An 18425-nucleotide genomic window follows, 5' to 3' on the forward strand; every position below is an offset into this window, starting at 1 on the left:
TTGTGCCGGGCATCCACGTCTTTCTTCCTGATGTGGAGCAAAGACGTGGATTGCCGGGTCAAGCCCGGCCATGACGATGAGATGTGTGAATCCAGTAGGGCTTGACCCGGCAATCCATCCGCTTGGAAAATCCTTCCGAAGACCGATGGATACGCGGGTCAAGCCCGCGTATGACGGGATATGTACATCCCCGCCGTCGCGGGACTTGCGGTGATGTGATTGCGTGGGACACGGTGCCCTTACGGAATCTGTGTCATGGTGCCGTGATACTTGGAAAACTTCGGTTTGGCCGGATCGTTGGTCGGATCGGTGATGGTGGTGATGATCATGTTGTTCTTGTAGTCTTCCAGATGTACCACGGTGGTTCCCTGCTGCTCTTTCCAAGTCACGAGAAACAGCATGTCCCTGATCGACTCGACGGTGATGTCGACCGTCTCGGATGGGCCGACCGGCGCTCCGCTGGAATTGACCCCGGTGTAGGTGAGCGAGGTCAGCGAATGAAAATCGAGCTGGACCCTGAACTGCCCGCCGCCGTCGTCGGCGGTGAAGTGGACCAGGTATTTGTGACCGGTTGCCGGAAATGCATCTGCCATCGTCTCCCTCCCTGACCCGTTCGCGAACCAGCGCCGGGCACCGGCAGCCTACATTCCCGGTCGGGCAACCTCAAGTTGGCCAGGCCGCGTTCAAATCAGCTTCAGCCCCTTCAGGCTGGCATGGCCGTTCTTGCCGACGATGATGTGGTCGTGCACGACGATGCCGAGCGGGTCTGCGATGTCGACGATCGCGCGGGTCATCTGGATATCCGCCTGCGACGGAGTCGGATCGCCGGAGGGATGGTTGTGCACCAGGATGATCGCGGTCGCCGACAGTTCCAGCGCCCGCTTGATGACCTCGCGCGGATACACCGGGGTGTGATCGACGGTGCCGATCTGCTGCAGTTCGTCGGAGATCAACTGGTTGCGCTTGTCCAGGAACAGGATGCGGAATTGCTCCTTGTCGGCGAACGCCATCGTGGTCCGGCAGTAATCGATCAGTGTTGCCCATGACGACAGCATGGTGCGCGCGCTCAATTGCCCTTTGGCGACACGGCTCGCGGCCGCCGCGATCAGCTTGATCTCCGTGATCGCGGCCTCTCCGAGCCCGCTGATTTCGCGCAGCCGCGCGGCCGGCGCATGGACGGTTTCGGCGAACGAACCGAACTTGCGGATCAGCGCCTTCGCCAGCGGCTTGACGTCGCGCCGGGGAAGCGCGCGGAACAGCACCATCTCCAGCAGTTCGTAGTCGCTGAGCGCATCGGGTCCGACGCTGCGAAAGCGCTCGCGCAGCCGTTCGCGATGGCCATGATAATGCGGCTCGTCGTCAAATCCCGGCTCGGTGCTGACTTCTGCGGACATCGGGGACAACAATGCCGTGCTTGGCAGCATTTACAACCGACGGCAGGTTGTGGCTCCTGCGATTTCAGCTAACGGAAATCAAATGGTCATTCCGGCGCGCGGGCGGAGGCGCGCGAACCCGGAAACGGGATACCGTGGACCTGGATACCGGGTCCGCGACGACGCGTGCCCGGAATGACGATGGCGTTTCTATGCGCCGAGCGGCTTCTCGCCGCTGCGCTTCGACAGCGTGAAAATCTCGACGCCGTTCTGAGTCACGCCCACCGAATGCTCGAATTGGGCCGACAGCGAACGGTCGCGCGTCACTGCGGTCCAGCCGTCCGACAGGATCTTCACATGCGGCTTGCCGAGATTGATCATCGGCTCGATGGTGAAGAACATGCCGGGCTTCAGCTTCACGCCTTCGCCGGGGCGGCCGATGTGGATGATGTTCGGCTCGTCGTGGAACATGCGCCCCAGGCCATGACCGCAGAAATCGCGCACCACGCTCATGCCCTGCGGTTCGACAAAACTCTGAATGGCGTGGCCGATGTCGCCGGTGGTCGCACCCGGCTTCACCGCGGCAATGCCGCGCATCATGGCTTCGTAGGTCACCTCGATCAACCGCTCGGCTTTTCGCGCGATCCCGCCCAGCGCATACATCCTGCTGGAATCGCCGTACCAGCCGTCAACGATGAAGGTCACATCGATATTGACGATGTCGCCGTCCTTCAGCACCCGGTCCCCCGGCATGCCATGGCAGACCACGTGATTGATCGAGGTGCAGGTCGAATAGCGATAGCCGCGATACATCAGGGTGGCGGGGTAGGCGCCGTGGCTGAAGGCGAAATCGCGCACGAAATCGTCGATTACGGAGGTCGGCAGCCCCGGTTTGACGATGTCGGTCAGTTCATCGAGGCAGGCCGACACCAGGGAGCCGGCCTTGCGCATGCCGGCAAAGCCGGCAGCGCCGTGCAGCTTGATCTGCCCGGTCTTGCGCTGCGAGGTTTCGGAGGCTTCGACGTAGCTCATCGGCGGGGCTGGGTTCTGCAGCTATTGCGCGGGTGACTCGCGCCCTAATCTAATGATTGGCGCCGGCGGTGCAAGCTACCGGTGCCGATGGCCGATCTCGGCGGTGCCATCGTTCCGCCGGAAAGGTCCCAAGCCATGTGAACCGGCCCTGACGCCATCAGCGCGACGACCACCGGCGACGGTCGGCGAATTAGGCCGCGGAGATGTGGTAGCCTGCCGTGAACGGACCCGCGCTAGCGAACCCGAGTGAATACGTCCGAGCCACGGACCGTTTGCGGCGGACCACTTGGCGGGATGTAGACAAGAACCCAATTCGTTCTCATCGTATTGCCGATCACCGTGCCATACCATGTCGTGTGCGAGGTGCATTGAACAAACGTCACAGCGAAAACCGCCGCAGCATTCTGGGCCGTGCCCGTCGCCGGATAAGGCGTGCCTCTACACTGAAACCCGGCCGCCTGGTTGATGAAGGTGCCTTGAAACGAGCCGGAGGGATCCGCAAAAAATACCTCCAGCGTCGAACCTCGTTGGTTCCGCCAGAGCGACCCTGAAGGGAGCGCCTGAGAAAACGCGTAAGTTTGAAACCCGAGCAGTACGACAAAGGCCAATAAAATTCGTTTCATGACGGTTCCTTCCTTAATAAGAAAAGACGCGGCTGGTGTTTTTGCCTAGTCCTATCATCAGCCGTCGCGGCGATCAACCTGTGATCGTGCGCTGCTTCATACGCCCGCTTTCCGGCGCCCTGCTCATCAAGCCGGAGTAAAGCCTGCGAGCGCTCTCACCCCGGCACTTCCACCGTCGTTTCCACCGGCAGCGCGCCGCCGCGGATGCGGATTTCGCGGACCGGATAGGGCACGCGGATGCCGTCGTGCTTGAACGCATCCCATAGCGTCAGCATCACGTCGCTCTTGACCTTGTCCATGCCGTCGGGATCGGAAATCCAGAATGTCAGCGTGAATTTCATGCCGACCTCGGCGAATTCGTTAATCAGGCAATTGGGCGGCTTGCCCTTGGTGGCGCGCGGCGACGCCTCGGCCGCCTCGATCGCGAGCCTGCAGACCAGCCGCGGATCGGCCTCGTAATTGGTGCTGAAGTTGACTTTGACCAGCGCATTCTTGTCGGTGTAAGTCCAGTTCACCACCTTCTGGGTGATCAGGTCCTCATTCGGAATCAGAAACTCGCGGCCGTCGCCGGCGGCGACCGAGATATAACGCGTGTTCATCGCGCTGATGCGGCCCGAACTGTCGCCGATGGTGACGAGGTCGCCGGGCTTTACCGATTTATCCGCCAGCAGGATGACGCCGGAGATGAAATTGGCGACGATCTTCTGCAGCCCGAAGCCGATGCCGACGCCCACCGCGCCGGAGAAGATCGCCAGCGCCGACAGGTTGATGCCGACCGTGCTCATCACGATCGTGATCGCGAGGATCATCAGTACGAGCCGCATCATCTTGATCAGCAGCACCTGGATCGATGGCGTGAGGTCCCGGGACTGGATGATGCGGGCTTCAAGAAAATTGCTGGCGATGTTGGTCAGCCAGAGCGCCGTCGCCAGCAGCACGCCGAGCTTGATCAGCAGCAGCGGCGTCAGCCGCAGGCCGCCGAGCACGATCGCGACCGAATCCAGCGCATCGAGGGTCGGCGTCAACTGCCCGATGATGCTGAGCGCCGCGACCAGCCATGCCGCCAGCGACACCACGCGGACCACGAATTCGTTGCGGATCAAGCTGGTGACGAGGCGGATGATCAGCCAGGCGGCGGCGAGCTTGGCGGAGACCTCGAGCAGATAGCTGCGGCTCGGCCAGGTCGATGCCAGCATGATCCCGCGCGCTGCGATCATCAGCACCGCGAACGCCGCCGTCGAAGCGCTGCCGACCAGCACCCGCATGAACAGCCGCAGCGGCGCCGGCCAGCCCATGGCGAGCGAGGTCATGTCGAGGCGGGAGCGGACCGCCGCGCCGACGCCGAACGCAATCCCGGCGCCGGCGAGGATCAGGCCGAGCTGCAGATAAAACCACGGCGAGGTGACTTCGGCGCCGACCGAGCGCGCCGCGCCCTGCAGCAGTTCATAGACTTCGTCCAATTCCATCATCGCCAGAATCTCGTTTCAACCGCGATCGGCGCCGTGCCGAAGCGTCATGCGCGGGCGTGACCCGCGCATCCATTTTCGTTGCGCGACTCTTCAGAGAGATGGATTGCCGGGTCAAGCCCGGCAGTGACGAAAACCGGAGCAGGGTGGGTAAGCAAGCGTGCCCGCCCTGATCTGCCGGTGGCAAGACGGTGAACATGGCGCAAGAGCGGCTTTTGCCTACCCTACGGTGGCTGCGGCTCAAGGCGGCAAAAATGGGTTGGCGTCTAACTGTGGCGACGATAAGGATGCAATCGCGAGGTTTTGCGACCATTACGGAGGTTCATGGCTTCTCTCGATTCGGTCAGCATAGCCATCCTGCTCGGCGCGGTCCTGGTGATGGCGGGCATCCTGTCCAGCCTGCTCGCGCTGCGCTTTGGCGCGCCATTGCTGCTGGTGTTTCTTTTTATCGGCATGCTGGCCGGCGATTCCGGCCCCGGCCAGATCCGGTTCGACGATGTGCGCACCACCTATCTGGTGGGGTCGGTGGCGCTGGCGCTGATCCTGTTCGACGGCGGATTGAAGACGCGGTTTTCAAGCATCCGCACGGTGCTGGCGCCATCGGTGGTGCTGGCGACCATCGGCGTATTGCTGACCGCGATGATCACGGCGCCGGTCGCCCGATACGCGCTCGACCTGAACTGGACCGAGGCGCTGCTGGTCGGCGCCGTGGTGGCGTCGACCGACGCCGCGGCGGTGTTTCTGCTGGTCCATGCCCAGGGCTTGCGGCTGCGTCCGCGCGTCGGCGCGACCCTGGAGGCCGAATCCGGCACCAACGATCCGTTCGCGGTGTTTCTCACGCTGATGCTGGTGGAGCTGATTTCAGTCGGCGAAAGCTCGGTCGCGCATGTGATGCTGGAATTGGCCCGCGAGGCGGCGTTCGGCGCCGTCATCGGCATCGTCGGCGGACGGCTGGTGGTGCTGGCGCTGAACCGCGTCGCCCTGCCGCAGGGACTGCACGCGCCGTTCGTCACCACCGCGGCGCTGGTGATCTTCGGCGCGGCGCAGATCGCACACGCCTCGGGATTCCTCGCGGTCTATCTCGCCGGCATCATCATCGGCAACCGTCCGACCCGCGCGCATAATTCGGTGGTGGCGTTTCTCGATGCCGCGACCTGGCTGGCGCAGATCGTGATGTTCGTGCTGCTGGGCCTCCTGGTATCGCCGCAGCGGCTGGTCGGCAGCCTTGCGCCGGCGGTGGTGGTCGCCTTGGTGCTGATGCTGGTGGCCCGGCCGGTCGCGGTGCTGCTCTGCCTGGCGCCGTTCAAGTTCAATTGGCGGGAAAAGGCGTTCATCGCCTGGGTCGGCCTGCGCGGCGCGGTCGCGATCTTTCTGGCCTCGATCCCGATGCTGGTGGGACTGTCGAAGGCCTATCTCTATTTCGACGTCGCCTTCGTCGTCGTCATCATCTCGCTGCTGCTGCAGGGCTGGACGCTGGCCGCCGCGGCGCGCCGTCTCCATGTCGCGCTGCCGCGCGCGGACCGCGGGCCGCGACGCGTGGAGCTGGATCTGCCCGGCCAGCTCGAGCAGCAACTGGTCGGTTACGCCGTTCGTCCCAAAAGCCTGTATTTGCGCCGCGGCCTCATTCCATCCTGGTCGAAGCCGACGCTGGTGATCCGCGACCAGAAGATTTTATCACCCGCGGAGGCCGAACCGGTCGCGGCCGGCGACTATATCTATCTGCTGGCGCCGCCGGAAAAAGCCGAGGCGCTGGATCGCTTCTTTGTCGACATGGCGCCGAGTTCGGCGCCCGATCCGCATCTGTTCGGCGATTTCATGGTATCGGGTGAACATACGCTGGGCGAGCTTGCCGAGATCTACGGCGTGGCGGTGGATGAAGAGCAGGCGAAACTGACGCTGGCGGATTACTTTGACATTCATCTCGACCATGCGCCGAAGGAAGGCGCAGAACTTGCTCTGGATTCCATCGTTCTCGTCGCCCGCAGCCTCGGCGGCGGCAGGGTGAATGTCGTCGGACTGCGATTGCCCGAGGATGAGGAAGAGGTTGTGCCGTTGACGCGCGCGGCGGCGCTCAAGCGCAGGCTGGCGCGGATGTGGGCGTCGGTGACGGGAATAGGATGACGGAGGATTCCGGTTTCGCGCGCTTCACTCGCGTCCCGGGATGACGGCTTGCAGCACCTTGACTCCGCCAAGTGCGGTTACCCGTCCGTTCCTGAGCATCACGATCTGCGTCGCCAACTGGCGCAATTCGGCCGCGTCGTGGCTGACATAAACCATCGGGATCCCGGCCTCGTCGCGCAAGCGCGCCAGGTAGGGCAGGATCTCAACCTTGCGGCCCTCGTCCAGTGAGCCCAGCGGCTCATCGAGCAACAGCAACCTTGGTTTCGATAACAGTGCGCGGCCGAGCGCAACGCGCTGACGTTCGCCGCCGGACAATTGACCGGGACGGCGATCCTTGAGGCCGCCGATGTCGAGCAGATCGGTGATCCGCGCTTCGCTGAGCGGATCGCGCTTAAGACCGTTCATGCGCCGGCCATAGTCCAGATTCTGGCTCACATCGAGATGCGGAAACAGCCGGGCGTCCTGGAACACATAACCGACGCGGCGGCGATAGGGTGGAATGTGCACCCGTTTCGCTGTGTCATCCAGCGTTTCATTGTCGATGGCGATGAACCCGCGGTCGGGCTTCAGCAATCCGGCGATCATGTTGATCAGCGACGTCTTGCCGGCGCCGGACGCGCCGAACAGTCCGGTGACCCGGCCTTCGCTGGTGAAAGCAGCTTCGATGGAGAATTCACCGAGCCGCTTGGACACGTCAACGCGCAGCATGATCAACTTCCATGCAGGCGCCGGGTGGCGCGGCGCGCGAAAAATTCGGAGCCGATCAGCGCGCCCATCGCGATAACGATGGAAACGATCGCCAGCCGCAGCGCCGCGGTGTCGCCGCCGGGGCTCTGGATCAGCGAATAGATCGCCGAGGAAATGGTCTGGGTCTCGCCGGGAATATTGGAGACGAACGTGATGGTCGCGCCGAACTCGCCGATCGCCTTGGCGAAGCCCAGCACCATGCCGGCCAGCACCCCCGGCAGCGCCAGCGGCAGCGTCACCGTGGTGAACACCTGCCAAGGCGCGGCGCCCAAGGTGCCCGCGGCCTGCTCCAGCCGGCGGTCGATCGCCTCGATGGAGAGCCGGATCGGCCGCACCAGCAGCGGAAACGACATCACGCCGCAGGCCAGCGCGGCGCCGGTCCAGCGAAACGCGATCACGATGCCGAGATGATCGGCCAGCCACGCCCCGGCCAGGCCGCGCCGTCCGAATGTCAGCAGCAAGAAATACCCGGTCACCACCGGCGGCAGCACCAGCGGCAGATAGATCAGGGCGTCGACGACCGGCTTGCCCCAGAACTCGCGCCGCGCCAGCAGCCAGGCCACCGCGATACCGATGGGTGTCGATATCAGCGTGGCGACCGCCGCGATCCGCAGCGAGAGCAGGATCGCGGTCCATTCGGCGGGGGAGATGTCAAACATGAGACCCCGGCAATTGCGCTTCGGTCATTGCCAGGATCGTTTGCGACGAAGCAATCCAGTCTTGGCCGGTCTGCGGGTTGCTTCGGCGGCGTTTATCATCGGGCGCGCATTCGCGCGACCCGGTGGCTCGCAATGACGATAGGACAATGTCATGTCGTCGGGCTGACCAGAAACTTGAAGCCGTATTTTTCCAGGATGGTCTTGGCCGCCGACGAGCGCAGGAAGGCGAGATAGTCGGCGGCCTCCGGCTTGGCGATCGTGGTCGCCGCAACCGGATAGATGATGGCAGGATGCGAATCCGCGGGGAAGGTGCCGATGACCTTGACGCCCGGCTCGACCTTGGCGTCGGTCGAATAGACGATGCCGAGGACCGCTTCGCCGCGCGCCACCAGCGTCAGCGCCGCGCGTACGCTTTCGGCCATCGCGAATTTCGGTTCAGCCGCGGTCCACGCGCCGAGCTTTTCCAATGCGGCCTTGGCATATTTGCCGACCGGTACGGCTTTCACGTCGCCGGTCGCGATCTTGCCGTCGCCGGCCAGCCTGGCGAGATCGAAGCCTTGTGCAATCGTCACATTGTCGGTCGAAGAATCCTTCGGCGCGACCAGCACGATGGCGTTGCCGAGCAGGTTGACGCGCGTTGACTCGCTGATGTTGCGTTTTCCGATTGCATAATCCATCCAGTCAGTGTCGGCGGACATAAAAATATCCGCCGGCGCGCCCTGCTCGATCTGCTTGGCAAGCGCCGAGCTTGCGGCATAGCTTGCCACGATCTTGACGCCGGTTTTCGCCGTGTAGGCGGCATCGATGTCGTCAAGCGCGTTCTTCATCGAAGCCGCGGCGAACACGGTAAGCGTCCTGTCCTGCGCCGGCGCGGGCGAATGGGCCGATCCGAACAGGACGGTGAGGGCGGCGAAAAATACGGCGAGACGATGCATGATGGCGCTCCGTACGTGTTCGCACGCGCTTCCGGCGCGTGCAAATCAGGCGTTGGTGGTCGATGAAAGCGACAGGCGGAAGCGCCGTTCCGGCCGTCCCAGGCGCGCTTACGGCAGGCCCGGGAGGTCGCAGCACGAACATAACAGGCTGACGCTGCGGGTAAAGTGACCGTTCGTCTCAGATCGGCACTATTCGGACGGCAGGATCGCCATCGATACCAAATCCTCCTTCGTGCCGCTGATCTGGATCACAAAGGGACTTGCCGCCAACTCAAACTTCATGGTTTTGCGGATGCCGTCGCAGTCGGTCGCACCACTATGCGCCTTCGGCTTGAGAAAATTGCCGCCCTGTACGACGTCGATCCAGCCGCCCGACGACAGGCTGACGGTATAGACGCCGGCCTTTGGCGGGTTTTTGAAGCTCGCGAAGCCAGCAAAGGTACCTTCCTTCGGCGCCCGCTCTGGCGGCGAGGGTAATTTGGCCTCGGCGGGGGCGCGCAAGCCAAGCGTGACGCCGGTTGGCGGCAATGCCGCAAGCTCTGCGCCCGACGTCAGCTTGATGCGATCCGGCGCGGTCAGCGCCGCGCGTTCGCGCTCGATCGGCCATTTGAATTTGTCGCAGCCGCTCGGTTCGTCCGCCCAGGCGGGAGCCGCTCCGAGCAACATTAACGTGATGTGCAGGGGCGTACGCATGGTCAATCCACCGCGATCATGACGTCGGACGCCTTCACCAGGACGGTGGCCTTGCCGCCGGCCTTGATGTCCAGTTCATCGACCGCTTCGTTGGTTATGGCGGAAGTCACGATATTGCCGCCGCCGATATCGACACGGACATGGGAGGTGGTCGCACCTTTCTTGACGTCGACGACGGTGCCTTTGATCTGGTTGCGTGCACTGATGCGCATGATGAAGCCTTGCGTTACGGCGCGCGCGGCAACGCTACGCACCTGTGCTGACAGATGGCTGGATAAGAAGCCGGGACCGCCGTCCCAGACATTTGCGCGCGCTTACGGCGCCGCGATGCCCGACTTTAGCAGATTTCCGGAGCCGAAGAAATCCATTTGGTGCCTGTGCGCCGTTCCGGGTGCTCGCATCGCGAGCGAACCCGGAGTCAGGAGAATGCGAGGAGCCGGATTCCGGGTTGGTGCGAAGCGCGCGTCCGAACACCGATGGGGGGAACGGTTATTGCTTTGCGTCCGGCGCCGTCAACACCTGCTTGCACGCCGCAGGCAGTTGCGCGAGCGTCATCGGCGGCGTCGGTTTCGGCGGGATTTTCGGCGGCTTTGGATGCAGCACCGAATCCTTGAACCAGTAGGCGAGATCGCCGGCGCTGCAGCCATCGCTGTCGGACGGCGCCGGCTGGCTTTCGCATTCGCCGCCGCCCGGCGGGCACTTGATGCGGACGTGAAAGTGATAATCGTGGCCGTACATCGGGCGCACCTTGGAAAGCCAGCCGCGGTCACCCCCGGCTTCGCGGCACAGCGCTTTCTTGATCGCGGCGTTGACGAAGATACGTTCGACGCTCGGTTCCTGCGCTGCGGCGCGGATCACCGGCAGGTGGGTCGGCGTCCAGACCTTGGGATCGATGTCGAGACGGTCGGCGCGCACCGTCATCACCGCGGACATTTCCTCCCGTTCCTCGCGCGACAGTCGCCGCTTCGGCATCGGCGTCAGCCAGATATCGGCATCGAGTCCGACCTGGTGGCTGGCGTGGCCGGTGATCATCGGGCCCCCGCGCGGCTGCGACATGTCGCCGATCAACAGTCCCGGCCAGCCCGCGTCCTTGCGCGCCCTGGCTGACAACCGCTGCAGCAGCGCGACCATGTCGGGATGCGCCCAGTAGCGGTTGCGCGACAGCCGCATCACCTGCCAGGTGTCGCCGTTGATCGGCAGCGCCTCGGCGCCGGCGATGCAACCCTTGGCATAGAACCCGACCACGCGCGTCGGCATCGCCGCCGGCAGCAGCTTGCGGCCGAACAGCTCCTTGGCGGCGATATTGGGATCGCCGGGATTGGCGAGCGGCGGCAGCGGCTTCGGGTCGAGACTGCCCTTTTCCTGCGCCATCGCGACGGGGGCGGCGGTAACCGGAATCAGAAACAGGCCGAAAATCAAGGGAAGAATCAGGCGGCAGTTCATCGGCGCATTCTATAACGCAAGTGATGCGTGAAATCAGCAGCGGAGACGCGATGTGCCGACCCAATCGCTTGATCCGGCGCGAAGTTTCTGATCCGGCGCGAAGCTTCGCCGCCGCTGCCGTCGCCGATGGCGTGGAAAGCAGCGGATCGTGGCCGGTCCACGCTGTATCGCGTCGCCGCTTTGCTCCTTGCAAAAGCGAGACGTCGCGTCAACGCCGAGGCGAATGGCGCAGCCTTACCGCTTCCGCGCGGTCTTGCGCGGCGCCGACCGCTTGGTCGCGGTGCGCTTGCGTGTCGCCGCCGCCTTTTTCGCGGAGCGGGATCGTGCCGCCGCCGGCCTGCTCGCGGAGGCCTTGCCGCCGCGCGGGCCGCCGATCCGGCCGCCTTTTTTCGCCGAGACGTTGGTATCGGCGATGCCGCGCCCGGAGCCGCTCTTGTTGCCGCCGCCGGTTTCCTTGTTCACCGTCGCCCAGGCACGCCGCTCGGATTCCTTCTTGCTGGCGCCGCGCTTTTCGTAGCCCTCCTCGATGTGTTCGGCCATTCGCTTCTGCTTGTCGGTGTAGCTCGATTTGTCGCCGCGCGGCATGGTGCTCTCCCGATGTTAGTGCCGACGTGGGATCGCAACGCACGTCCGCATGCGCAGGTTCCGGCGGCCGCAGCTTTCTGCTAAAGGGAGAGGTCAGCGCGTCGGCCGGGGCGGGATCAGGCCCGCTGCGACGTCGAGAGCGGGGTGTCCGCGCCGCCGCTCAGGATCGCCTTGCCGACGTCCTCGTAATGGGTATCGCGGGCCTGGATCTGCTGCGTGATCGCATGCATGTCGCGGAAGCGGCGTTCGAACGGATTGGCGCGAAACACCGCGGTGGCGCCGGCCATGCGGTAGGCGGCCTCGACCACCGACGCCGCGCGGTGAATGGTCCAGGTCGAGGCCAGACGCAACGCGATGCGGTGCTCGCCGGTGAGGCCGCCGGACGGAAGATCGCGCCAGACCTCGCCGGCGGTCGCATAGAGATAGGCGCGCGCCGCGCGCAGATCGCCCTCGGCGCGGCCGATCGCGCCCTGAACGGCGTTGTTGTCGCGCATCGGCTTGATGCCGAACGACGCCTTGCCGCGCGCCAGATCGGTGGCGGCATCGAGGGTGGCGCGCGCCACCCCGAGCGACACCGCGGCGAAGCCGAGGCTGAACGCGAAGTAGGTGGGAAGCTTGTAGAGCGGTCCCTGTTCGCGCAGCGCCGCGGGGTCGTCCCGCAGCGCCGCGAACCGGTCCGGAATGAACAGGTCATCGACCGAATAGCTGTCGGTGCCGGTGCCGTTGAGGCCGATCACGTCCCAGACATCGTACATGGTGGCGCTGCTCAGCGGAAACAGGACGGTGCGCACCTCCGGCGCGCCGTCCGGCTTGCGCCGTGGCGTGCCGTCGGCCTCCACGATCCGCACATGCGCGCCGAGCCATTTCGCCTGGCGCGAGCCGCTCGCAAAATCCCAGCGTCCGGAAATGCGATAGCCGCCGGGAACGGCGCGCGCCTCATGGGCGATCGCGCCCCAGGCCAGGATGCCGTCGGCGGGGCCGAAAATCTCGCGCGCGGTTTCCGGATCGAGATAGGCCGCGGTCATGGCGCAGACGGCGCATTGGCCAAGACACCACGCCGTCGACGCATCGGCCTTGGCGATCTCTTCCTGCATCTGCATGAAATTCTCGATCGGCGCCTCCGCGCCGCCCGTGCTTTTCGGCAGCAGCGCGCGATACAGCCCGTTCTCGATCAACGCGGACACCACCGGCGCGGTGAGGCGCCGCGTCCGCTCGATCTCGTTCGCCTCGGACGCGATCAGCGGCGCCAACGCCCGCGCACGCGCGACGAGGTCGAAACCGGGCGGCTTGTTCATGGCTTCCTCGGCTTTGTTTTTAGCTGGCCGATGGTAGCGGTAAGGCATCTGGCGGCATCGATCAAGACGATCAGAATGGCGGCCAATCGAAACGATCCTGATCGCAGATGGCCTCGATCCAGCCGTCGATCGCATCGCTTTCAGGATGATGTCGCGTCATTTCGGCTTCGCGGCGTAGCTGCCAAAAACTCCGGGTTGCATCTAGCTGCCCGGACAGTTCGCATCAGGCAGTGCACTGAATGGTTACTCGGCTGCGCTAACGCGTGCTTTGCCCGGTGGGCTGGCTTTTTTTCCAGTCTCCGAGCACCAAAACCTTGCTCGCGGACAGGATTTCGATACCGACGATACGGCCATCGGCGTCTACGTCATAGATGAACGGGCCGGACTCTTCTGTCCGGTCAACCGTGCCACGTCCGACGGTGATATACACCGCATCGGCTTCGGTATCGTAAGTCATGTCTGTCATGGCTTTCGCCTCGCGTTCCGGTCGAACATCACACTTATAAGGCGAATGCTCGATTTGTCTCAACACACGCCACCCGGAGGATACGGCCACCGAATTGTGGGACTGCTCGAAATCTGCGCTCAACGGCCGGGTCTCTGGGGTCGGGTTCAATCCAATCGGCGTCAAAAATGGTTTCTTCAATCCAGCCTGGATCGATATGGCGGCCGTGCAACCTGATCCGGGCGTGCGCGGTAAGGACCAATTTCTTTTCCACGGGCACGCTCATACGGATCAAACTGTGAAGTAAATTCCGGTGTTGAGCAGCCCCAAATCTAAGTATTAATAAGACCGTTTTCTTTCTTCACAGCAATTATCTGGTGAGTTCGGCAAACCGCTCGTTTCTGCAAAAATCGAAGCTTGGAACTATAGTCTCGTATTTCGCGAGTTGTATAGGGAGTTCAAGCATACGATGATCAGGCAATTGATTACCGCAGAAGCAGAAAATTCAAAGCGCCCGGGTGATGATGAACCTCCCGGGGGAGGGAAGTAACGTTTCGCCTCAGCTATCCACCTTCAGCGCCGCGATGAACGCCTCCTGCGGAATGTCGACCTTGCCGAACTGGCGCATCTTCTTCTTGCCTTCCTTCTGCTTCTCCAGAAGTTTGCGCTTGCGGGTGATGTCGCCGCCGTAGCATTTGGCGGTGACGTCCTTGCGCAGCGCGCGGACGGTTTCGCGGGCGATCACCTTGCCGCCGATCGCGGCCTGGATCGGGATCTGGAACATGTGCGGCGGGATCAGTTCCTTCATCTTCTCCACCATGGCGCGGCCGCGGCCCTCGGCGCGGGTCTTGTGCACCAGCATCGACAGCGCATCGACCGGCTCGTTGTTGACCAGGATCTGCATCTTGACCAGATCGGCCGGCTTGTAGTCGGTGAGATGATAGTCGAACGAGGCATAGCCCTTGGAAACCGATTTCAGGCGATCGTAGAAATCGAACACCACCTCGTTGAGCGGCAGGTCGTATTTCACCATCGCGCGGTTGCCGACGTAAGTCAGCTCCTTCTGCGAACCGCGGCGGTCCTGGCACAGTTTCAGGACGCTGCCGAGATATTCGTCCGGGGTCAGGATCGTGGCCTCGATCCACGGTTCCTCGATCTCGGCGATCTTCACCACGTCGGGCATGTCGATCGGGTTGTGGATCTCGATCACCGTTCCGTCGGTGAGATGCATCTTGTAGATCACGCTCGGCGCGGTCGCGATCAGGTTGAGATCGAATTCGCGGCTCAGCCGCTCCTGGATGATTTCCAGATGCAACAGTCCGAGGAAGCCGCAGCGGAAGCCGAAGCCGAGCGCCGCGGAAGTCTCCATCTCGAACGAAAAGCTGGCGTCGTTGAGGCGCAGCTTGCCCATCGCCGCGCGCAGCGTCTCGAAATCGTCGGCATCGACCGGAAACAATCCGCAGAACACCACCGGGATCGCCGGCTTGAAGCCCGGCAGCATTTCGGTGACCGGCTTCTTGTCGTCGGTGATGGTGTCGCCGACCCGGGTGTCGGCGACTTCCTTGATCGCCGCCGTGATGAAGCCGATCTCGCCGGGGCCGAGTTCGTCGACCGCCGTCATCTTCGGCGTAAAAAATCCGGCGCGTTCCACCTCATAGGCGGCGTTGGTGCCCATCATGCGGATGCGCTGGCCTTTCTTCATCACGCCATCGACTACCCGAACCAGCACCACGACGCCGAGGTAGACGTCGTACCAGCTATCCACGAGCAGCGCCTTCAGCGGGGCATCGCGGTCGCCCTGCGGCGGCGGCAGCCGGTGCACGATGGCTTCCAGCACCTCGTCGATGCCGAGGCCGGTTTTCGCCGAGATCATCACCGCGTCGGAGGCGTCGATGCCGATCACGTCCTCGATCTGCTGCCGGACCTGGTCGGGTTCGGCGGCCGGCAGATCGATCTTGTTGAGCACCGGCACGATCTCGTGGCCGGCATCGAGCGCGTGATAGACGTTGGCCAGCGTCTGCGCCTCGACACCCTGGCTGGCGTCGACCACCAGCAGCGAGCCCTCGCAGGCCGCCAGCGAGCGCGAGACTTCATAGGCAAAGTCGACATGGCCCGGCGTGTCCATCAGGTTGAAGATGTAATCCTTGCCGTCTTGCCCATGGTAATTCAGCCGCACGGTCTGCGCCTTGATGGTGATGCCGCGTTCGCGCTCGATATCCATCGAATCCAGCACCTGTTCCTTCATCTCGCGCGCCTGCAGCCCGCCCGTGGTCTGGATCAGGCGGTCGGCGAGCGTGGATTTGCCATGGTCGATATGCGCGACGATGGAGAAATTGCGGATGTTGGAAAGAGGGCCTGACGTCATGGGCGCGGGATAGCATTCGCGCCGGGGTCCAGCAACCTTATTAGGGCGATTTGGTGGCCTCATCTCACGTCAAGCCGATTCCACTTCTGCGCAAAACGCGCTACGCAATCGGGCATGACGGCTGCTTCATTTTTGCCCGCAACATCGCGCGTGCGCCGCCGGCCGGGTCTGAGGCGGCTCGCGGCGTGGGTCGCGGCGTCGGCGACCGATCCCGACGCCGGGTTGCGGCTGGTGAGCGGCTTTGCCGCCGCGCATGCGGCACTGTGGACGCTCATTCTGTCCAACCTCAAGGCGGCGCAGGATGTCCATATGGATGTCGCGGAAGCTTTCGCCTGGGGCCAGAAATTCCAGTTCGGCTACGGCAAGCATCCGCCGCTCGCGGGCTGGATCGCCGGCCTCTGGTTCAGGATCTTTCCCGTCGCGGACTGGTCCACCTATGCGCTGGCGATGGCGACGCTGGGCTGTGGGTTGGTCATCTGCTGGGGAATCGCGCTGCGCGTGGTCGATCGCCGCCGCGCCTTTTTCACGATGGTGATGCTGGCGCTCTATCCGGTCTTCAATTTCAAGGGCTTCAAATACAATCCGGATCTGCTGCAACTGGTGACACTGCCGCTGCTGGTGCTGGCGTATCTGCACGCGTTCGAGAAACGCACCGCGCGCGCAGGGCTGTGGCTCGGGCTCGCCGGTGCGCTGGCGCTGATGACGAAATACTGGGTGCTGACCATGATCGGCGCCATCGGACTGGCGGCGCTGATTCATCCCGCCCGCATGCTGTTCCTGCGCTCGCCGGCGCCCTGGGTGGCGATTGCGACCCTCGTCGTCGCGATGATTCCGCATCTGGTGTGGCTCCAGGACGTAGACTTTGTGCCGCTGACCTATGCCGGCGACGTCTATGGCCTCGAGAGCCGCGCGCAAAACGTCCGGCTGGTGCTTGGCTACATCGGACACAATCTCGGCCTGCTGGCGGCGCCGGTGGCGCTCGCCGTGCTTGCGCTGTGCTGGCCGGCGCGATGGCGCACGCCTTTGGCGGCTGTCGCGCGGAGCTGGTCGGCTGGCGCGAACGCGCGGGTGAATGCGGCGCAGGCGCTCAACATCTGGATCGTCCAGGCCGTGGTCGCGGTCGGGCCGCCGCTCGGCGCATTGCTCTTCACCGTCTATATGAAGACCGACTGGGGAATGTCGCTGTTCTTCCTGACGCCGCTGGCGTTGATCGCAATACCGGCGCTGCGCCTGCAGAAGATCGCGCTGTTTCATATTGCCGCGATCTGGCTTGCAGTCACCCTGGCGGCACTCGGCGCGTCGCCGCTGATCGCCGCAGCCGAGATCGAGCGCAACCCAAATGCGTCCTCGACCTATGCGTCGCGGTCCGGGCTGGCGCGCGAACTGACCGAGGCGTGGCGCGCGCGCTTCAAGACGCGCTGGGCGGTGGTGGCGGGAACCACGGAAATCGGCGAACCGATGACGTTCTACAGTGCCGATCATCCGGCGCCCTTCACGCCCGGCGAAGTGTGGTCATCCGGATTGACATCGCTTGATGAGGCAAAACGGCTCGGCTTCATCGGCGTCTGCGATACCACCGACTATCGGCTGCCGACCTGCGAGGCCTGGATGGCGGCGAATGCGCCCAATGCCGAGCGGATGGCGATCACGACGCAGCGGTTCTTCCATGGCCACGCCGGGCCATCGACGTTGTGGAAGATATGGATCGCGCCGCCGGGGAAGTAACGCAATGTCGTCCCGCGAAAGCGGGGACCTATACGCCCAGGATTCTCGATCGGAATGAGACGTTGCAACCATCGTGCAGAGCCGCGCGCACGGTGGTTATGGGTCCCCGCCTGCGCGGGGACGGTGGAAAAGCTATTCTTCCTCGTTGAACTTTTTGCCGACAAGCTCGGCAAGCGCCGCCACCGCGGCTTCAGCTTGTGCGCCGGTTGCGGAGACGATGATGGTGGTGCCTGGACCTGCCGAGAGCATCATCAGCCCCATGATCGAGGTGCCGCCGACGGTCTCGCCGCCCCGGGTGACCAGGACCTCGGCGTCGAATTGCTCGACCATCTTCACGAATTTGGCGGAAGCGCGCGCGTGAAGCCCGCGTTTGTTGATGATGGGAATTTCTCTGGTTACCGCACCCGATGGCGATGATGGGGCATCAGCCGCCGCATTGTCGCCGGGCGAAGCCGCGTCGTCGGTCATTTTCCGGCGAGCACCCGGCTGGCGATGGTGACGTATTTGCGGCCGGCTTCCTGCGCCATCGCGATGGCGTCGGGCAGCGGCCGCTCCTCGCGCACCTTGGCAAGTTTTACCAGCATCGGAAGATTGATTCCCGCAAGTACTTCGACCTTGGGCCGGCTCATGCAGGAGATCGCGAGGTTAGATGGGGTGCCGCCGAACATGTCGGTGAGGATGGCGACGCCATCGCCGGAGTCGACGCGATTGACGGCTTCAATGATGTCGCTCCGACACAGATCGGCATCGTCCTCGGCGCCGATCGTAACTGCTTCGATTTGCTTTTGCGGACCCATTACATGTTCGAGCGCCGCCTTGAACTCGTCGGCAAGGCGCCCATGGGTCACAAGTACCAGACCAATCATCGGAAACTCCTCGCGGGTGCTTTTGGTGCACCGCACGAACGGGCCACTTTGA

General features: G+C 63.6%; 19 protein-coding genes. 2 read left to right on the forward strand and 17 right to left on the reverse strand.

Features of this window, described 5'->3' with window-relative positions; genetic code table 11:
- Positions 1 to 239 precede the first annotated feature (239 nt).
- The 5 genes from ACFE72_RS10040 to ACFE72_RS10060 form a co-directional block, all read right to left on the reverse strand.
- Positions 240 to 593, reverse strand: coding sequence for a hypothetical protein (locus ACFE72_RS10040; protein ID WP_375412942.1), 354 nt, complete (start codon positions 591 to 593; stop codon positions 240 to 242).
- Positions 594 to 683: 90 nt separating this feature from the next.
- Entirely contained in the window at positions 684 to 1394 is a 711-nt protein-coding gene (gene radC / locus ACFE72_RS10045) for a DNA repair protein RadC (protein WP_375412943.1), read from the reverse strand.
- A gap of 189 nt (positions 1395 to 1583) precedes the next feature.
- Entirely contained in the window at positions 1584 to 2405 is an 822-nt protein-coding gene (gene map, locus ACFE72_RS10050; protein ID WP_375412944.1) for a type I methionyl aminopeptidase, read from the reverse strand.
- Between the two features lie 233 nt (positions 2406 to 2638).
- Complete coding sequence (locus ACFE72_RS10055) at positions 2639 to 3028, reverse strand: avidin/streptavidin family protein (RefSeq protein ID WP_375412945.1); 390 nt, start codon at positions 3026 to 3028, stop codon at positions 2639 to 2641.
- 155 nt (positions 3029 to 3183) lie between these two features.
- Positions 3184 to 4494 (reverse strand): mechanosensitive ion channel family protein, encoded by a 1311-nt coding sequence (locus ACFE72_RS10060; protein WP_375413012.1) that lies wholly within the window; start codon positions 4492 to 4494, stop codon positions 3184 to 3186.
- Between the two features lie 324 nt (positions 4495 to 4818).
- On the opposite strand from ACFE72_RS10060, the gene ACFE72_RS10065 reads away from it, so the two are divergent.
- Positions 4819 to 6615 carry a potassium/proton antiporter gene (locus ACFE72_RS10065; RefSeq protein ID WP_375412946.1) on the forward strand — a complete coding sequence of 599 codons (1797 nt, stop codon included), beginning with the start codon at positions 4819 to 4821 and terminating at the stop codon, positions 6613 to 6615.
- A gap of 24 nt (positions 6616 to 6639) precedes the next feature.
- On the opposite strand, the gene modC is transcribed toward ACFE72_RS10065, so the two are convergent.
- The 10 genes from modC to lepA form a co-directional block, all read right to left on the reverse strand.
- Positions 6640 to 7323, reverse strand: a complete 684-nt coding sequence (gene modC, locus ACFE72_RS10070) for a molybdenum ABC transporter ATP-binding protein (protein ID WP_375412947.1) — start codon at positions 7321 to 7323, stop codon at positions 6640 to 6642.
- Between the two features lie 2 nt (positions 7324 to 7325).
- Positions 7326 to 8021: a molybdate ABC transporter permease subunit gene (gene modB, locus ACFE72_RS10075; RefSeq protein ID WP_375412948.1), complete on the reverse strand. Its 696-nt coding sequence runs from the start codon at positions 8019 to 8021 to the stop codon at positions 7326 to 7328.
- Between the two features lie 149 nt (positions 8022 to 8170).
- The gene (modA, locus tag ACFE72_RS10080) at positions 8171 to 8956 is read right to left on the reverse strand and encodes a molybdate ABC transporter substrate-binding protein (RefSeq protein ID WP_375412949.1); all 786 of its coding nucleotides are present in this window, start codon (positions 8954 to 8956) and stop codon (positions 8171 to 8173) included.
- 189 nt (positions 8957 to 9145) lie between these two features.
- Positions 9146 to 9649: a hypothetical protein gene (locus ACFE72_RS10085; protein WP_375412950.1), complete on the reverse strand. Its 504-nt coding sequence runs from the start codon at positions 9647 to 9649 to the stop codon at positions 9146 to 9148.
- Positions 9650 to 9651: 2 nt separating this feature from the next.
- A complete protein-coding gene (locus ACFE72_RS10090; RefSeq protein WP_375412951.1) occupies positions 9652 to 9861 on the reverse strand; it encodes a molybdopterin-binding protein in 210 nt (69 codons plus the stop codon).
- Positions 9862 to 10138: 277 nt separating this feature from the next.
- Positions 10139 to 11092, reverse strand: coding sequence for a penicillin-insensitive murein endopeptidase (mepA, locus tag ACFE72_RS10095; protein ID WP_375412952.1), 954 nt, complete (start codon positions 11090 to 11092; stop codon positions 10139 to 10141).
- 234 nt (positions 11093 to 11326) lie between these two features.
- Positions 11327 to 11677: a plasmid stabilization protein gene (locus ACFE72_RS10100; RefSeq protein ID WP_375412953.1), complete on the reverse strand. Its 351-nt coding sequence runs from the start codon at positions 11675 to 11677 to the stop codon at positions 11327 to 11329.
- Positions 11678 to 11793: 116 nt separating this feature from the next.
- On the reverse strand, positions 11794 to 12972 hold the full coding sequence (locus tag ACFE72_RS10105; protein WP_375412954.1) for an acyl-CoA dehydrogenase family protein: 1179 nt from the start codon (positions 12970 to 12972) through the stop codon (positions 11794 to 11796).
- Between the two features lie 256 nt (positions 12973 to 13228).
- Positions 13229 to 13438 (reverse strand): DUF2283 domain-containing protein, encoded by a 210-nt coding sequence (locus ACFE72_RS10110; protein WP_375412955.1) that lies wholly within the window; start codon positions 13436 to 13438, stop codon positions 13229 to 13231.
- A 538-nt stretch (positions 13439 to 13976) separates the two neighbouring features.
- The gene (gene lepA, locus ACFE72_RS10115; RefSeq protein WP_375412956.1) at positions 13977 to 15782 is read right to left on the reverse strand and encodes a translation elongation factor 4; all 1806 of its coding nucleotides are present in this window, start codon (positions 15780 to 15782) and stop codon (positions 13977 to 13979) included.
- A 114-nt stretch (positions 15783 to 15896) separates the two neighbouring features.
- On the opposite strand from lepA, the gene ACFE72_RS10120 reads away from it, so the two are divergent.
- The gene (locus tag ACFE72_RS10120) at positions 15897 to 17507 is read left to right on the forward strand and encodes a glycosyltransferase family 39 protein (protein ID WP_375412957.1); all 1611 of its coding nucleotides are present in this window, start codon (positions 15897 to 15899) and stop codon (positions 17505 to 17507) included.
- A 132-nt stretch (positions 17508 to 17639) separates the two neighbouring features.
- On the opposite strand, the gene ACFE72_RS10125 is transcribed toward ACFE72_RS10120, so the two are convergent.
- Both ACFE72_RS10125 and ACFE72_RS10130 read right to left on the reverse strand, forming a co-directional pair.
- Positions 17640 to 17975, reverse strand: coding sequence for an HPr family phosphocarrier protein (locus ACFE72_RS10125; protein WP_375412958.1), 336 nt, complete (start codon positions 17973 to 17975; stop codon positions 17640 to 17642).
- Positions 17972 to 18373, reverse strand: a complete 402-nt coding sequence (locus ACFE72_RS10130; protein ID WP_327566872.1) for a PTS sugar transporter subunit IIA — start codon at positions 18371 to 18373, stop codon at positions 17972 to 17974. Before ACFE72_RS10130 ends, ACFE72_RS10125 begins: the two co-directional genes overlap by 4 nt.
- Between the last annotated feature and the right edge of the window lie 52 nt (positions 18374 to 18425).

The sequence above is a fragment of the uncultured Bradyrhizobium sp. genome, assembly GCF_964252615.1.
GTDB lineage: Bacteria > Pseudomonadota > Alphaproteobacteria > Rhizobiales > Xanthobacteraceae > Bradyrhizobium.

Excerpts from the sequence above, each read along its gene's own strand:
- ACFE72_RS10065 (WP_375412946.1), top strand. The coding sequence starts at position 4,819 with ATGGCTTCTCTCGATTCGGTCAGCATAGCCATCCTGCTCGGCGCGGTC.
- ACFE72_RS10040 (WP_375412942.1), bottom strand. The coding sequence starts at position 593 with ATGGCAGATGCATTTCCGGCAACCGGTCACAAATACCTGGTCCACTTC.
- ACFE72_RS10085 (WP_375412950.1), bottom strand. The coding sequence starts at position 9,649 with ATGCGTACGCCCCTGCACATCACGTTAATGTTGCTCGGAGCGGCTCCC.
- lepA (WP_375412956.1), bottom strand. The coding sequence starts at position 15,782 with ATGACGTCAGGCCCTCTTTCCAACATCCGCAATTTCTCCATCGTCGCG.
- ACFE72_RS10060 (WP_375413012.1), bottom strand. The coding sequence starts at position 4,494 with ATGGAATTGGACGAAGTCTATGAACTGCTGCAGGGCGCGGCGCGCTCG.
- ACFE72_RS10055 (WP_375412945.1), bottom strand. The coding sequence starts at position 3,028 with ATGAAACGAATTTTATTGGCCTTTGTCGTACTGCTCGGGTTTCAAACT.
- mepA (WP_375412952.1), bottom strand. The coding sequence starts at position 11,092 with ATGAACTGCCGCCTGATTCTTCCCTTGATTTTCGGCCTGTTTCTGATT.
- ACFE72_RS10090 (WP_375412951.1), bottom strand. The coding sequence starts at position 9,861 with ATGCGCATCAGTGCACGCAACCAGATCAAAGGCACCGTCGTCGACGTC.
- ACFE72_RS10120 (WP_375412957.1), top strand. The coding sequence starts at position 15,897 with ATGACGGCTGCTTCATTTTTGCCCGCAACATCGCGCGTGCGCCGCCGG.
- ACFE72_RS10130 (WP_327566872.1), bottom strand. The coding sequence starts at position 18,373 with ATGATTGGTCTGGTACTTGTGACCCATGGGCGCCTTGCCGACGAGTTC.
- radC (WP_375412943.1), bottom strand. The coding sequence starts at position 1,394 with ATGTCCGCAGAAGTCAGCACCGAGCCGGGATTTGACGACGAGCCGCAT.
- ACFE72_RS10110 (WP_375412955.1), bottom strand. The coding sequence starts at position 13,438 with ATGACAGACATGACTTACGATACCGAAGCCGATGCGGTGTATATCACC.
- modC (WP_375412947.1), bottom strand. The coding sequence starts at position 7,323 with ATGCTGCGCGTTGACGTGTCCAAGCGGCTCGGTGAATTCTCCATCGAA.
- ACFE72_RS10125 (WP_375412958.1), bottom strand. The coding sequence starts at position 17,975 with ATGACCGACGACGCGGCTTCGCCCGGCGACAATGCGGCGGCTGATGCC.
- modA (WP_375412949.1), bottom strand. The coding sequence starts at position 8,956 with ATGCATCGTCTCGCCGTATTTTTCGCCGCCCTCACCGTCCTGTTCGGA.
- map (WP_375412944.1), bottom strand. The coding sequence starts at position 2,405 with ATGAGCTACGTCGAAGCCTCCGAAACCTCGCAGCGCAAGACCGGGCAG.
- modB (WP_375412948.1), bottom strand. The coding sequence starts at position 8,021 with ATGTTTGACATCTCCCCCGCCGAATGGACCGCGATCCTGCTCTCGCTG.
- ACFE72_RS10100 (WP_375412953.1), bottom strand. The coding sequence starts at position 11,677 with ATGCCGCGCGGCGACAAATCGAGCTACACCGACAAGCAGAAGCGAATG.
- ACFE72_RS10105 (WP_375412954.1), bottom strand. The coding sequence starts at position 12,972 with ATGAACAAGCCGCCCGGTTTCGACCTCGTCGCGCGTGCGCGGGCGTTG.